The organism is Halocatena marina, from assembly GCF_023276375.1.
Taxonomy (GTDB): domain Archaea; phylum Halobacteriota; class Halobacteria; order Halobacteriales; family Haloarculaceae; genus Halocatena; species Halocatena marina.
In genome coordinates this window covers 1080083-1096500 of sequence record NZ_JALLPK010000001.1, presented here as the reverse complement: position 1 = coordinate 1096500, position 16418 = coordinate 1080083, and the positions used below count along the sequence as shown (strand labels likewise).

General features: G+C 54.4%; 10 protein-coding genes. 6 read left to right on the top strand and 4 right to left on the bottom strand.

Annotation, left to right across the window (positions count from 1 at the left end; genetic code table 11):
• Positions 1-29 precede the first annotated feature (29 nt).
• The 4 genes from MW898_RS05130 to MW898_RS05115 form a co-directional block, all read right to left on the bottom strand.
• Positions 30-1280: a glycoside hydrolase family 5 protein gene (locus MW898_RS05130; RefSeq protein ID WP_248905173.1), complete on the bottom strand. Its 1251-nt coding sequence runs from the start codon at positions 1278-1280 to the stop codon at positions 30-32.
• Positions 1281-1378: 98 nt separating this feature from the next.
• Positions 1379-3700, bottom strand: a complete 2322-nt coding sequence (locus MW898_RS05125; protein WP_248905171.1) for a cellulase family glycosylhydrolase — start codon at positions 3698-3700, stop codon at positions 1379-1381.
• A 110-nt stretch (positions 3701-3810) separates the two neighbouring features.
• Entirely contained in the window at positions 3811-5865 is a 2055-nt protein-coding gene (locus MW898_RS05120) for a cellulase family glycosylhydrolase (RefSeq protein ID WP_248905168.1), read from the bottom strand.
• Between the two features lie 622 nt (positions 5866-6487).
• The gene (locus MW898_RS05115; protein ID WP_248905166.1) at positions 6488-7588 is read right to left on the bottom strand and encodes a Gfo/Idh/MocA family protein; all 1101 of its coding nucleotides are present in this window, start codon (positions 7586-7588) and stop codon (positions 6488-6490) included.
• 263 nt (positions 7589-7851) lie between these two features.
• Here MW898_RS05115 and MW898_RS05110 point away from each other — a divergent pair, with 263 nt between their 5' ends.
• From MW898_RS05110 to MW898_RS05085, 6 genes are all read left to right on the top strand, one after another.
• Positions 7852-8583: a sugar phosphate isomerase/epimerase family protein gene (locus tag MW898_RS05110; RefSeq protein ID WP_248905164.1), complete on the top strand. Its 732-nt coding sequence runs from the start codon at positions 7852-7854 to the stop codon at positions 8581-8583.
• Between the two features lie 1424 nt (positions 8584-10007).
• On the top strand, positions 10008-11798 hold the full coding sequence (locus MW898_RS05105; protein WP_248905162.1) for an ABC transporter substrate-binding protein: 1791 nt from the start codon (positions 10008-10010) through the stop codon (positions 11796-11798).
• An 83-nt stretch (positions 11799-11881) separates the two neighbouring features.
• Positions 11882-12886 (top strand): ABC transporter permease, encoded by a 1005-nt coding sequence (locus MW898_RS05100; protein WP_248905160.1) that lies wholly within the window; start codon positions 11882-11884, stop codon positions 12884-12886.
• The gene (locus MW898_RS05095; protein WP_248905158.1) at positions 12867-13958 is read left to right on the top strand and encodes an ABC transporter permease; all 1092 of its coding nucleotides are present in this window, start codon (positions 12867-12869) and stop codon (positions 13956-13958) included. Before MW898_RS05100 ends, MW898_RS05095 begins: the two co-directional genes overlap by 20 nt.
• Positions 13958-15037, top strand: coding sequence for an ABC transporter ATP-binding protein (locus MW898_RS05090; RefSeq protein ID WP_248905157.1), 1080 nt, complete (start codon positions 13958-13960; stop codon positions 15035-15037). The genes MW898_RS05095 and MW898_RS05090 overlap by 1 nt, the downstream gene beginning before the upstream one ends.
• On the top strand, positions 15034-16143 hold the full coding sequence (locus MW898_RS05085; RefSeq protein ID WP_248905155.1) for an oligopeptide/dipeptide ABC transporter ATP-binding protein: 1110 nt from the start codon (positions 15034-15036) through the stop codon (positions 16141-16143). The genes MW898_RS05090 and MW898_RS05085 overlap by 4 nt, the downstream gene beginning before the upstream one ends.
• The last annotated feature ends 275 nt before the right edge of the window (positions 16144-16418 follow it).

Here is a 16418-nt window from a genome sequence, read left to right as displayed (position 1 = left end):
TGTATTCTACGTCCATCGGTCGGAGGGTGTCAAGCGCTCCCTCCATCGGTCGGGAGATCGTTGTTTCGGTTCTCATAGAGCAGATCCTTCACGAGTCCACCGTGGGTCTCGTTGTTGCGGAGCAGTTCCCAATCGTCGCGCGTCTGCCTGTTGAAGAACTGGGGCACCCACCGGAAGTCGAAGGCCCATGGAATGGGATGGATCGGGTAGTTGTCGAAGAGATCCAGAAACATCTGGCCCTCCACAGCCGTTGTACCAGACAAGTAGGGTGCTCGACCGGTCTTGTATCCCCATTCAGTCAGGAAGACGGGCACGTCTTGGGACGGTGCGCCGAACGAGTCAGCGAACGGCTTGAGATTGTCTTGGCCGTACACGTGGCCTGTATACGCGAGATTATCTCCATCGAACTCGTTTCGAGGGGCTTGAGCGGTCCACTGGGACCACCGTGGCGATCCGATGAGTACGAGGTTCTGTGGCGCGTGCTGGCGGATCGTATCGACCCACGGCTGAGCGTTCTGCTTCCACTGATTCCACGCGTCCAGCGCCGCCTGCGAATCCGAGGCCGGGTCCACGTCGTCGGGATACGGCTCGGTCGGCTCGTTGTACACCTCGAATAGGACGTGCGAGTCGTTGGCGAACTCGGGAGCAACAGTGTTCCAGAACAGTTGGACCTCATTGTCGATAGCGTCGCTCGTGAACCAGAGATTCTCGTCGTACTGGCCGCGGTGACGGTGATAATCGACGATGCAGTAGACACCCCGATCACGGCAGTGGTCAACTGCGGGGCGAAGATGATTCGTCACGTAGCTATCGAGTTGACTCTGGGTGAACGCCGGTGCGGGAGGCGCCGCGCCGGGCGAGTGGCCACCGATATCGACTGGTTGTGCAGGCAACCGAATCACCCGAGCGTACCAGCCGTTCGGATCGTCGGTCCCAGGGGGAGCGTTCCCGTTCGTGGCCCAATCGATATACTCCGCAGCTGTGTAGGAGTAGTAGTTGTCCGCGTTCAGACGGCTCACGTCGGGGATGTTTACCCCACGGAGAATCACCTTATTTCCGCTTGGATCTCGGATAAGATTCCTGTCCCGATGGAGCCACGGCGTCGGAATTCCAGCCGCTTCTGCGTGGCCAATCGTGAAGGCCCCGAGCACTGCACCGGCACCGACAGCCTGTAGGAAGACGCGCCGGCTCGTGTTCCGTACAATCCGCTGGTCACGGGCTGTGGATTCGTCTCCTTCTGGCAGTGTGTCGGTTCGTTCTGCGTTCATGTCGTGTGTCATGTCGATCGGATCTGTTTTGTTATCGTGGGTGTGATTCGGGATCGATACATCACGTCGATAGAGCGGATGCCTGATGGAGACATCATTCAGGTATCATCTCAGCTCTGTTCGAGCCAGAGCTCCTCGATTTCGATAGCGCTGTTGCCCCCGTTGTAGAACTGGAGATCGAGCTGACCGGGTGATGCACGGTCCACGCCTGCGGCTTCGAGATCAACCGAGACGATCGTCGGCGTCGTCTCGATCGTGTTGTCGGTCACTTGAGGGAGCATCTGCTGGACGCCACCGAATGAGAGCTGAATATCTCTGTGTTCGCCGCCGTTGTCGCCGACGACCTTCATCCGGAGCGCCGAGTAGTTCGAGATGTCTTGGGCCACCTTGGTGCCGTACCAGCCGCTGGCGTTGTAGTCGATGCGCAGTGTGCCATCAGTCACACCGATGCTCTCAAAGCCACCCGAACCCGTCCAGTTGCCGAGGTCGTTCGAGGTTGGCCACGCTGGCGATCCATCGAAGTCGTTGATCAGCAAGTCATCTGGACCCGCCCCAGCCAGATCGGTCGTCACCGACAGCGTCGATTGTGTGGACTCGTTGCCCGCACGGTCGACCGCCGACACACCGAATTCGTAGGTGGTGTCCGAGTCCAATCCGGTCAGAATCGCCTCCGTTGTTCCTGCTTCGATTTCTGTTTCTTTGGTACCGTCCATGTAGACGTTGTAGTGACCAAGTCCAGCTGTCTCTGCATCCCCCGCATCGGTCGAGGCGTCCCACGAGATTGTCACCGATCGGTAGGTGTTCGATGGCGAGGAGAGATTTGCTGGCACCGACGGTGCCGTTGAATCCTCGAAAACGTCCGTCGTCGCTTGCGCAGTTACCGTCGAGGATTCGTTACGCGCGCGGTCAACCGCCGATACGCCGATCGTGTACGTCGTATCAGCAGTGAGTTCTGAGATCGTAGTGCTTGTTGTCCCCTTCGGGGCCTCTGTGCGCTTCGTCCCATCGAGAGTGATGTTGTAGTGGCTCAATCCGGCGTCGCCGTTATCCGTCACGGCTGACCACGAGATGTCGACGGTGACCTCGGTCACACCATCGACAGTGAGACCAGACGGCACCGGCGGCAGCTGTTCGTCGTAGGGGACAGTTGGTGGGTTGTCATTACGGAGACTGTTCAGCGTGTTCTTGATGTCATCACCCATCTGCCCGTCGCCGCTGAGCACAGACCACTCACAGGGGAGATTCGGACACTCCGTCGGAACGTCTTCTTCGTACGGATTTCCGATGTTGTCCTCCCAGCTGATATCAGTGAACGGCATGTCGAACATTGCTGGCAACCAGACCGGGTCGCCAACCCACGCAGTCCAGTGGATCGCATCGCTCTGTTCGAGCCAGTCGAGAAACGCCGAACCAAACGTATCCGTACCGCCGATCCACCGCCCAGCACCCTCTTGCCAGCCGAACTCCGTGACAAACAGAGGATACTCTTCGTACACCTGCGCGACGCCCTCGCCATTCACTGTGGCATCGTCCCAGCAGTGACAGCTGGATTGGCTCACTTGATGGCCTGGATAGACGTGGTAGGTATAGGCGAGATTACTGCCATCAAATGGTTCGACGAGCGCACCCTCGGGACTCTGGGTCCAGCTCGGTGACCCGATCAGGACGAGGTTGTCCGGTGCGTGTGAGCGGATCAGGTCGACCCACGGCTGGGCCGTGGATTTCCAGTCGCGCCAGACATCCGCCCAGTTGGACTTTTGCGTCGGATCACCCCACATACCGGGTTCCTGTGGTTCGTTGTACAGTTCGTACATGACGTGTGGCTGATCGGCATACCGTGGTGCGACCGTATCCCAGAACAGTTCGACCTCGTCGTGGAGCGACGTGTTCGTCCACTGGATATCGCGGTGACGGTGATAGTCAACGATGGCGTACGCCCCTCGCGCTAAGCAGTGCTCGATCAGCGGATCGAGGTGATCTGTGAGGTAGCTTTCGAGTTGGCTTTGAGTGAACGCCACCGGTGATGGCCCCTCTCCGGGTGGATGTTCGCCAATATCGACTGGCTGAACTGGTATTCGAATCGCCCGCGAATGCCAGTTCTGGCTGGTGTCGGTCAGCATAGTGACGACCTGCTCGGCTGTCTTTCCGCGTGCCTGCGACGTTACGTTGATTCGCTTTGGATCCGCAATGTTGACGCCGCGCAGTGAAACCGTTGCGCCGTCGGGATCTTTGATCAGGTTACCGTCGACGTGCAGCGGTGGCGTCGGGATCACCGCTGCTCCAGCTGTACCGACAACGCCTGTGCCAATACCAGTCGCAAATGCACCAGCCGCAACCGTGGACTTCAGGACATCGCGCCGGGATAGCGTGTCGATCGTTCGGTTGCTATGCGATCCAGTGTTGCTTTCGTTCGTTTGATTGTCGTGTGACATTATTCGTCGAATTGACCAATGAAATGATTTGATCTCAGCGCTGGAGACGCCAGCACTGAGGCCGACTATCGACAACGTGATTGTCGATTACTCGTGTAGGGATCGTACTGCTATTCGAGTCTGAGTTCTTGGATGGAGAGAGTACTGCTTCCGGCTCCCCAGAAGTTCAGTCGGAGCGACAACGAGGAGGCAGAGCGATCGACGCCCGCCGACTCCAGATCAACTGCCACGTCCGCAGCGCTCGTGCCGATGCTGTCGGTGGTGACGTTCGAAAGTGACGTGCTCACGCCGCCCATCTCGAACTGAATGCCGCTTTCCTCGCCGCCAGATGCGCCTTTCGCGGTGAGAACGAGCGTCGTGTAATCGCTGATGTCCTGGTTGATCTGTTCTTGTATCCATCCGCCGTTGTTGTACTCGAGAACGAGGGCGTCCCCAGAGACTGCCCCACCGCCGTTCTGGAACGAGCCACCGCCACACCATTGGCCCAGATCGTTCGTGTTTGACGACCACGCGGGCGAGCCGTCGTAGTCGTTGATCACCAACCCGCCTGTCGATCCGCCATCCGTCGCCGCCGTCGTCGTCACCGCACCGGAGGTGTTCCCCGCGCCATCGACCGCGGTGACACCGATCTCGTAGCTCGTCTCCGAAGCGAGCGAATCGACCGTCGTCGAGGTGGTGCCAGCGGAGACGGTCTGGTTCTGGCTTCCGTCGACCGACACCGCATAATGAGCCAGCCCGCTCCCACCGGAATCAGTGGAGCCGTCCCAGCTCACAGTGACTGAGGAACTGGTCGTCTCCGTCACCGAGAGATTTGAGGGCGCTGTCGGTGCGGTCGTATCGCCACCACCACCGCCACTACCGGGAACGCCATCGTTGCGAAGATTCGACAGCGTGGTCTTGATGGTATCGCCCATAAATCCGCTTCCTGTGTTGAGAGACCACTCACAGGGCACGTTTGGACAGTCCTCGGGGACGGTCCCGTTGTACGGATCTCCAACTGAGTCGTCTGCATTATCGGCAAACGGGCGATCGAACATGACTGGCTGCCAGACGGGATCGGCAACCCATGCGGTCCAGTGGATCGCATCGCTCTGTCCGAGCCAATCGAGGAACGCATTGCCGAACGTATCCGTGCCGCCGATGTACCGTCCAGCGTTCTGTTCCCAACCGAATTCAGTGACGAACAGTGGAGCCTGTTCATACACCTGCGCGACGCCTTCGCCATTCACTGTGGCGTCATCCCAGCAGTGACAGCTCTCAGCACTCACATTGTGACCCGGATAGACGTGGTAGGTGTAGGCGATATCACTGCCAGAGAACTCCTCAACGAGCGCACCTTCCGGGCTCTGGGACCAACTGGGCGATCCCATGAGGATCAGGTTATCAGCATGAGATCGGATCGTATCAACCCATGGCTGAGCCATATCCAGCCAGAGTCGCCAAATATCGGCTACCCACTCGGTGGTCGTTGGATCATTCCACATCCCCGGCTCCTGTGGCTCGTTGTACACCTCGTATAAGACGTGAGACTGATCGGCGTAGCGCGGGGCGACGATGTCCCAAAACATGTTGACTTCGTCTTGGAGGGCCGTGTTGACGGGGCCCGACTGTCCCTCTGCCCACTGAACGTCTCTGTGTCGATGATAGTCGATGATACAGTAGACGCCACGCTCGGCACATCGCTGGACCGCCGCGTCGAGATGGTCGTTCAAGTAACTCTCCAGTTGGCTCTGATCGAACGCCGGTATCGGTGGTCCCGAACCGGGTTCGTACTCACCGATGTCGACGGGTTGAACCGGTAGCCGGATCATTCGTGGATACCAACCGTTACTCTCGTTGGTGAGCATGTCGATGACCTGAACGGCAGTCATCCCACGTGCGGGTGCGGTGACGTCGATTCGCTTTGGATCCGCAATGTTGACACCGCGAAGCGTAACCGTGTTGCCGTCTGGATCCTTGATCAAGTTGCCGTCCCGGTGGAGCCACGGCGTCGGAATGCCTGCCGCTGCAGCGTCGTTGACCGCAACTGAACTGAAGCCCGAAGCAAGTCCCCCTGCCGCTACGGCCGCTCGCAGGAAATTCCGCCGCGATGTTGACCAGTTTTGGACCTTCGATCGGATCCGTGTCGATTCATTCGTTCTGTTCCGTTCTGTGTTTCCACTCATGGTAAGATATGGTATAGGCCTCCATTGCTTGGGTACACACTGTTACGTGGTACATCACCATACAATAAACTCTATACTAATAATATTTTCTACTAGTGTAAAGATTATAAAATATCTAGTGAATTAAATACAAAATGAGGATTAGGGGTGCTTCGTGCTGCTCGTAAGGAGGGATGATCGGTAGCAAGCATCTGAATGGATTGGAAGCTGGAGATCGCCAGCTTCCAGCGCTTTTGGACGCTGTTTCAGTATCGAGTGGTTGCGTGACGTCCCAGTCTTGACTCGTCCGATCAACCCCACAGTCGAGAGTTGCGAGCTCAACATGCCGTACGTGATTACAGCGACTACTCTGTGATACTGTGAGCGATCGTTTCGAATCACTCTGGTATACACGATGATGTGGTACGTCAATACACACTATACTCGCGTATAATAATAGTTACGTTTAGTAACAAAATTATGTACCTCCGAGTTTGATCTCTGATCGGTGTATACCACTTCATTCCAGACGACACTGTGGTACGCGATCGAAAGCCGAGACGCAAAGGAGAGCCATAGAAACAAACGTCGATTCCTCAGAGAGTAATGCGGCTGTGAGCGGCGTTCGTACTGTTTGAGTGTCTTACTCTTTGCTCTCCGGCATCGGCGAGAGCGCTCCCGATTCGACCATCTGTTCGATTGGGTTGTCGTCGAGATCGAGTGGGAGATCGATTCGCTTTCGGCGACGAACAGATTCGTATCCAGCAAAGAGAATTTCGGCAGTGTTGAGGCCGATACGACCACAAAGCTGTGATTCGTCATCGTGTTGGAGGGCGCTGATGATATCACTGACAGCTCGGTCGTGAAGATGAGAGCCGAATCGGTCACCATCTTGCGGAGTGCCGTGGATTGTCTCGCCACCGACATCGATACTCTCTCGTGTCCCATCGTGTTCGAGTTCGAGCATCGGACCGCCGTCGACATCGATTCGGATCGTCCCGGCAGTCCCGCGCAAAAGGAGCGCAGCACCGACCAACGACGAACCCGCCCCGGTCGAGAGCGTCCCATAGACACCGTTGTCGTACTGCCACTGAGCCCACATCTGATTCTCTTGGTGTGCTCCGAATCTGACGTCTTCCTCTCGATAGTCCAGCTGTGCGATAACCCAATCGGCAGGGCGATCGCCGTTGAACATCACGGCAAGATCGACCATGTGAGCACCAGTGTCGAAGAAATCACCCCACCCAATTTCCACGCGCTGGAGTGAGCCGATGGTCCCCTCATCGAGAAGTCGCTTTGCCTCCGTGAAGGGTCGGCCGAACCGACGCTGTCGGTTGAACGTGAGCTGTGTATTGTGTCTCCAACACGACTGGACCATCCGTTCGGCACTTTTCCACGTGTGGCCCATCGGTTTCTCGCAGTGAACGGCCTCAACGGCATTACTCCGGGCGCAGTCGACGACAATATCCTCGTGAATCGCTGGCGGAACGGTTACGCTGACAAGATCTGGTTCGGCCTCAGTGAACATCGTTTCGTAATCCTCGTAGATCTGGTCCGTATTGAGGCTGAACTCGTCAGCGAACGCCTCGGCGTTCTCACGGACGATATCCGCGCAAGCGACGAGGCGACACTGTTCATTGTTCCGGTACGCTTCTGCGTGTCGGTATCCCATAGCGAATCCATCAACGGTTGGATTCTTTGGATCCGGACCCGTTCCAATAATTGCAACTGTGTACTGACTCATCCGCTAATAGTTACATTGAACGACCACCTAGATAGTGATTTCGTTCGACGATTAGGTTCGGCGTACGACAGTTCCAACGAAGTCGTGCATTCGATGGTTGTCGGTTGTGCGTGAGCGAACCACGTGCCGTGTCGATGCTGATCAGTCAAACACTGGCCACGGCTGGAGGGTGACGTGTCGACGAGTGGTACCGGTTTCATCGAAGTAGGAGTCGACTCCGCGTCGAGCCGTGGTTATTTAATACCAGGGATGAACGTTCATCTGTGAGCACAACAGCAATACAGTTGTACACACTTCGCAACATCGATGAATCACTCCCGTCACTGCTCGACAGAGTGGGTGAGACGAGTTTTGACGGCGTCGAGTTCGCCCATCGATTCGCAGATGCTGATACGACGGCAGTCGCAGACGCTCTTGATCGGACTAATCTCGAAGCGGTATCCGCACACGTCGGTATCGAAGCACTGGAATCGGACCTCGAAGGCACAATCGAAGCATACGCTGAGGTCGGTTGTGACACGCTTGTCGTTCCATGGCTCGACCAAGAGCTCTTTGCTGATGTCGACGCTGTGACAGAGACTGCAACTCGGTTGACGAACCTCGCTGAACAGGTGGCTGATTCCGGCAGAACGCTCCATTATCACAATCACGATCACGAACTCGTCGCTGTCGAGGGGCAGACCGCTCTCGACGAACTCGTACAACAGAGCAGCGACGCACTCGGGATTGAGGTCGATACTGGGTGGGTCGAAGCGGGTGGGAGTGATCCAGTGGCGTTCATCGAGACGTACGCTGACCGCATCGATTTGGTCCATATCACGGACTGTGATGCCGCAACCGCAACACCGGTCGAAGTTGGGACTGGTGATGTCGACATCGAACAATGTCTCGACGCAGCCCGTACCAATGATGTGACAGCATTCGTGTACGAACACGATGAACCGAATGACCCGCTCGAATCGCTGGAACACGGCGCAACAGTGCTTGATCGCTGACGACGGTCGCAACAACCGTCAGGTACCGCTACTGGGTCGTCAGTGGGTGCCGGTTCGAATGTAGTCGGATAAATATCAAATTGAAGGTGTTACTGTGTCTCATCCCAGATATTGATTACAGTTTGTGACTAATCCGCAGCAATCGCTGGTGCCGAAAGCGCAATGGCAAAATGGACTGTAACGATGGCAGCTCCGTCGTGAATGATACGATTCGAGCTGTCACTGAACCGATTTGCCGTAGTAATTGCTGTCTCGATTCTCCTCGATCATGTTCTATAATGGCAAATCCTATCTGATTCGTCTTCAGTACAGTTGACAGAGCGCCACAGTTCTCTCGATTACATAACAGTTGGGAACTCTATTGAACAAGCAATTCTGCTCCGTGTAAACTAAGGTCGCATCGATTCACAACACTGTCTCGATCGAGATGATAGCATCGTTCATTACACGGTTCAATCGCCCCTGCAGTGTGGACAGGGTCTACGAAAGCCCTACCGTCATCGAGTTGCTGGCAACTCGAATATCTGCGAGTAGATCCGAATCTGTCAAAGACGGCGACACGCTGGCTTATAATAATGTCACACCAGACATCCATCGTTTCCATATAGTAAACACACCGGGAGTGAGATTGCCACTGTTTGGCGTTACAGGAGTACTAGTGTAATGCTGCGAGTGAGCACTGTCAAGATCTGGGAACTCAGTTGCTGGGGTTTTTCACCATGTCGTACAGTCGGGTTACCCGTTCACGAGAAAGACGACCACGTCTCGGGGACAGTGTGAAGAGTTAGAATTCAGCTTCTGATATCGATGATGAGTGCCCAACTGAGACGACGCGAACAAATCAACACGCTTCTCAGGAGATTCAGTTAGGTTCATCTCATGTTGCTCTCGCGTCCGAAGGATGGTATAATATCGATGATCGTTCTATATTATCAACACAGATTTCGAGTATATTCGCTACAACGGAGTTGTTTGACCATATCAAATGAAATGTGCTCAATCGGGAGTTGGCTTCAGTTTCGGCACTACTCATTCTGATCTCGAAGATACTGTAATGGAAGGATCTCTCGTGCTTTGTCGGGGAATGGTATGGGTCACCACCACCGGCGATCGACTCATAGTAGATAGAAGCCACAACTTTGAGATAATACTCCGTGAGAAGTCGAAGCGAACTATGGAGTTCGTTGCTTGAACGAACACGGAATACCGCAATCATCCAGGCCATCGACGATAACAGGATTAATCTAAGTGGTGGCAAATGTGAGGGCTAAACAATCGCCGCCAGCGGTTTTTCAACTCGCTTCGGTTGGACAATCGCTGATCAAGGCCTAGGTTAGCCACATTGGTATCCTTTCTTACATACGTCTCAGGAGAATGTCACCACAACACTTATTACGGAGTACTCCCCGCAGTCAGAGTGGAACATGGTAGAGAAAGCCACGAGCCATAGAGATATACTCAATCGTCGCCAATTTGTCGGATTAGTTGGAGTTTCGGGGGCTGCCGCCCTTGCAGGCTGTACATTCGGCAACAATGGTGGTGACGGGGGAGGTGGAGAGAACGGTCGGCACACGAGCTATACCAACATCATCCCGAAGAACATGCAGTGGAATCCGAGCAATCCATCGAAGCTCGCCGAAATTTCGGGACAGGTGCTGTTCGATGCCTTTGCGAAGTACAACTTCGCCACGAGCGAGTTCAAACCATACGCGATTTCAGATTGGGAATACGGTGGAAACACGTTCAAGATGACGATTCGTGACGGGCTGACGTGGGCAAACGGTGACGATGTCACATCCGCCGACGTCGCCACACAGCTCCGAATCGGATTGCATACGGGAGAAACCTACGCTGATTACACTGATTCGATCGAGACACCCGACGACAAAACCGTCGTGATGAAGTTCAACTCGACGATCAACAAGAAGATCGTCCAGTTCCAGATACTCAGTGGTCGATTCGTCAGGCAAAAAAAGAGCGTATTCGGCGAGTATCTCGAGAAGATCAAGAAAAACAAGAAAGAAGGTATCAGGGAACTGCAGGAGTTTGCGTGGCAAGAGCCGATTGCCAGCGGCCCGTTCGAATTCGACAGCGCTGGACAACAGCAATTACTCCTCACGCTGCGAGATGATCATCCAGACTCGAAAAAGATCAACTTCGGCGAATACGTCTTCGTCTACAAGGACGGGAATGAGGCGGTTCAACAGGCACTACAGAACCAAACCATCGACTCGGCATTTTCCTTGTTCATGCCGACGCGCATCGTTGAGGAGCTACCGGACTCTGTTAAACAAATTCAGCTTCCAGGAAACTGGGGGTATGGGTTGGTTCCGAACCACTCGCACCGTCACGCTGGAGACCGAGCCGTGCGGCAGGCGATTCAGTACGTTATCAACCGGAAGCAGGTGATGAACAACGTCTCCGCGGATTCGAAGCAGGTTCCTGAAATCCCGATTGGGATCGCTTCGTCCAATCAAAAGCAGTGGTTGGGCGATGCAATGAGTTCCTTCGAAACGTATGGAGTTGACAGCTCCCAGACTAAAAAAGCCGCTGCAGTCCTCAAAGAAGCCGGATACTCGAAACAGGGTGGTACCTGGACGGACAAGGATGGTACCGCTGTTAAACTTCCAATTCTTGTTCCATCAGATTGGACCGACTGGAACACCGCAACACAGACGATTGTCGATCAGCTCACATCGTTTGGCTTCGAGGCGACTGTCGACGGGCGGAGCTTTGGAAACCTGCAGGGCAACATATGGCCGAACGGCGACTACGCGATTTCGGCTGGTGGCTGGCTCGATGGCGCACCACAAGGGGCTTATCCGTACTTTTCACTCCATCATCAGCTCGTTAAGAACTTCCGTGGGTTCACATACAATTACCCAGCGGCCGACCAATCTCGGGGTGGGAGTCGAAACGACGTGACCGTTCCGTCTCGTACCGGTTCAGGCACGATGACAGTCAATCCATCCAAGCGTCTCAACGAGATGGCCACAAACACAGAGGAAGCAAAAATCAAAGAGATCGTCGTTGAACAGGCGTGGGTCACCAATCAGGACCTTCCGATGATCCCCGTTCTCGAAAAGCTCGAGCAGACGTTCCTCACTGCCGGCGACAAATGGGATATCCCCAAGCCAGACGCCGACGTTGCACAGGTTCGGTGGGCCAACACGTGGCTTCCACGTATGGGTGAAATGAAGTACACTGGAAACTAACCGAAGCACTTACCGAAACTCATATTACCAATCAGCTTTATTCCGATAGATATGAACATGCAAAACATATTTACAGAGTACCTATGAGTAACTATTACGTTCAACGTACAATACGGGCTGTATTAACCATATGGGTTGTGATCACAGTTACATTTGGGATGATTCGGTTGCTTCCCGGTGGCCCACTAGTGCAGCTTCGTGCAAAATTAATCCGTCAGGGAATCTCATCCTCTCGGATAAATGCGATGCTCGAGACGTATCAGAACGTTCGTCCTGATCAGCCAATTTATATTCAATACTACGATTACATCACATCGCTTCTAACGGGCGATCTCGGTAAATCGTTCTCAGATTCGCGTACCGTTACAGCGATCATTGCTGATGCGCTCCCGTGGACGGTGTTCATCATGGTAACAGCAACGATTTTAATTTTCGTCATTGCTGTCGTCTGGGGTGCGCTGATGGCGTACAACGAAGGGAGTACGTTCGATCTGTTCTCTAGCAGTGCGTCAATTCTCTTTGCGTCGGTTCCGTTTTACGTACTGGCGATTGCACTCGTCGTCGTCTTTGGATATCAGTTGGAGCTGCTTCCAACCGGATATCGAAAGAGTCCAGGAGTTGAGCCTGGATTATCACTCACGTTTGTCATGGATGCGCTCTATCATGCGCTCTTACCGATCGTATCGATGGTCGTTACCGGAGCTGGCTTACAGGCACTTGCAATGCGCGGGAACAGTATTCAGGTGCTCGGCGCGGACTTCGTTCGCGTTGCTCGACTCCGCGGACTCTCCGACCGACGGATTTCCGTGCGCTATGTTGCTCGGAACGCGATCCTCCCGATGTACACTGGTTTTCTAACGCTCATCGGGTTCAATCTCGGAGGGTCAATCATCCTCGAACAAGTGTTCCACTACACAGGTATTGGGTTCTACATGTTTCAGGCCCTCGAAAACCGCGACTATCCACTGATGATGGGTATCTTCCTCGTAATCACAGTTGCACTGGTACTGGCGGTATACATTGCTGACCTGACGTACGGACTAATCGACCCTCGTGTCAAATCGGGTGATGCAAGTGAAGCCTACTGATTCCAGTTCCGAGTCTGCGTCCGAATCAATTGTCACCGACGGATCTGGTTCAAAGACCAGTTCATTCTCGTTCGAAACTAGTAGTTCGAACATTGAGGTCACGTGGAACGAGCGACTACGGGACTTCTATGAGGAATTCATCTATAAACCTGGACTCGTCGCGTGGGACGACCGTCGAACGCGCATCGGAGCAGCCATTATGTTCGTCTACGTGTCGATGGGTGTCATCGCGTGGCTTGGAGCGTGGCTGGGATTTTATCCCGAGCCAACAACGAACCAAGCAGAGCGTGGACTGCAGCCGTTTCAGACGTTGGATGCACCGCTTGGAACGACACAGTCGGGCGAAGACGTTCTCGCAATGGCGATCCACGCCACCCCAGAGATGCTCATTATGGTCACGGCCGGTGGCATCTTCGCAACGGGAGTCGCGGTTCTCACCGGGACGCTTGCGGGCTACAAAGGCGGAAGCGTCGATCGTGCGGTGACTTCGTTCTCGGATGTAGCAATGTCGATCCCCGGACTCCCGCTCATCATGGTTCTCGCGGTTGTGTTCAGACCGAGAAATCCCATACTCATTGGTATACTGCTCACGATCAACTACTGGGCAGGACTTGGCCGATCGATCCGTTCGCAGGTACTTACGCTCCGTGAAGAACCCTACGTAGAGGCCTCCCGAACAATGGGCGTGAGTACGCGACGAATTTTGACAAAGGATATTATTCCGAATCTAATGCCGTTCGTACTGGTCAATTTCGCTAATGCGGCTCGCTATGTGGTCTTCGCATCGGTCGGACTCTACTATCTCGGAATTCTCCCCAGTTCGGTCGAAAATTGGGGACTTCAGCTGGAAAACGCATACACACAGGCCGGCGCACTCGTCGGTACTGGCGCGTTGTATCAGCTATTGGTTCCGATGGTTTCTATCATGGGAATCGCGCTCAGTCTCATCCTCCTCGCGCAGGGACTCGATCGAGTGTTCAACCCGCGCGTTCGGACCCGCCTCGCTGGTGAGTCTGAATCGGTTCGGAGCGAAGAAACTGAAGAATCTTCGAAGACGGAGATGATGCCCTAATGGCTGTTGAACAAACCCACGAAGATCTACCAGAAGCGACGGATCCGATCATCAGTATACACGAGGCGTCTGTTACGTACGATGACGGTCAATCGTACGTTCTCGACGGTGTCAGCCTCGATATTGAACGCAATGAGATCGTCGGTGTGGTTGGCGAGAGCGGTTCCGGGAAGTCGATGTTCGCGGAGTCGATGCTCGATGCGGTGCCTGATCCCGGCGTTCTTTCCGGTGAGATTCTGTATCATCCGGATGCTGAGACGACGATTGACATCCTCAACCTCACGAAAGATGAACTCCGCAAGCTACGCTGGGAAGACATCTCGATGGTGTTTCAGGGGGCGATGAGCTCGTTCAACCCTACAATGTCGATTAAGGAACACTTCATAGAGACGGTAGAGACCCACGACGCAGACGTCTCCGAGGGGATAGACCGGGCACGCGAACTACTCAAAGATCTCTATCTCGATCCGGATCGCGTGCTGAACTCCTATCCACACGAGCTGAGCGGTGGGATGCAACAGCGCGCACTCATTGCGCTGTCTCTCGTTCTCGATCCCGATGTCTTAGTGATGGACGAGCCGACTGCCGCCCTCGATCTCCTGATGCAACAGTCCATCCTGATACTGTTACGGGAGCTCCAGACAAAGTACGACCTCACCATGGTGTTTATCACCCACGATCTCCCGCTCGTAGCCACGCTGGCAGACCGGCTCGCGGTGATGTACGCCTTCAATTTGATCGAGGTCGCCCCAGCCGAGGAACTCATTGAACATCCAGCCCACCCGTACACGCGGGCACTACTCAACTCGACACCGAATCTGAATGCACCGCTCGAAGAGATGCGTCCCATCGAGGGACAGAGTCCAGCCCCCATCAATGTGCCGGATAGCTGCGCGTACCATCCGCGTTGTCCGCTTGCGACCGAGAAGTGCAGAGAGGACAAGCCACCGTTCGAGATGACTGAGAATGAACATACTGCCGCCTGCTTCCATCAAGAGGAAGCACAAGAAGTGATCGAGTTGAACTACGAGGAGCTACTACAGCATGACTCGGAAATCAGAGGAGGTGACGATTGGTGAGCGACGATAGCCCCCTCCTCTCTCTCGAGAACGTCGAGGTTCACTTCGAGAATGATTCTGGCCTGCTCGATATCGGTGAGGAGACCCAAACCGTCCGCGCTGTCGATGGTGTATCGTTAGAAATAGAGGAGAACGATGTCATCTCGTTGGTCGGTGAGAGCGGTTGTGGGAAAACCACTCTCGGTAAAACAGCCATTGGTCTCCAGCGACCAACCGCTGGTCGTGTCATGTACCGCGGACACGACATCTGGGACATCCGTGACGGCAACACTGCTGACATCGCGTGGAGTGATATCCGTCGATCGCTACAAATTATCCACCAAGATCCCGGAAGTTCACTGAATCCCAATCGCCGAATCGTATCTATCCTCTCCGAGCCACTACGTCAGGTCAGCCCTGACCTGAGCGCCGGAGAGCGCCGCGAACGCATCTACTCGCTGCTCGAACGAGTTGGTATGAATCCAGCTCCTGATTTCGCTGAACGCTACCCACACCAGCTCTCGGGCGGTGAACAACAGCGCGTTGTGCTCAGTCGGGCGCTGTTGATGAATCCGGATGTGATCCTCGCTGACGAGGCCATTAGCGCGCTCGACGTTTCACTCCGCGTCGAGATGATGGATCTCATGCTCGAACTTCAGGACGTGTTCGACACTTCCTACGTGTTCATCTCACACGATCTCTCCAACGCACGATACTTCACACAACACGGTGGTGGGAAGATCGGCGTGATGTACTTGGGGGAAATCGCCGAACTCGGTCCTGCCGAACAGCTCATTCATTCACCACAACACCCCTATACCACGGTGCTTCGCTGGGCGACACCGAACCTCGCACAAAAGGAGGCAACTGTCGAAACGATGCCAATGCGGACGATCGACATTCCCGATCCGGTGAATCCACCCAGTGGCTGCCGGTTCCACACGCGCTGTCCGGAAGCACGAGAGCACTGTCGTACGGTGAGCCCCGACACCGTTGTTTCCGACAACGCGAGAGTGCACTGCTTCCGTGCGCAACCAGATAGCGAATACTGGGACAGCGAGCCGCTCGATGGTGCCAATCGTGGTGCCGACTTCACAGAATCCACCGAGGCATCGAGTACAGACTGAAACTATTGCAGTCTAATTGACACATATTAGACCAATTTTATGCAAAATTGTAGATATAATTGTGGAATGTTGATTGTGTAGTTTTTAGACTATATGTCACATAGACATTAAAATATCTCGAATGAATCGTTAAAGCGTTCGAAAGACGCGTTCAACGTGAAGTAGTCAAATAATGTCATCAAACCATAGAAAGGATAGACATATATGTAATGTATCAGGCCAATTATATCTACGCTTTCATATACATCTACTAACCAATATGCTTCGAACGTGTT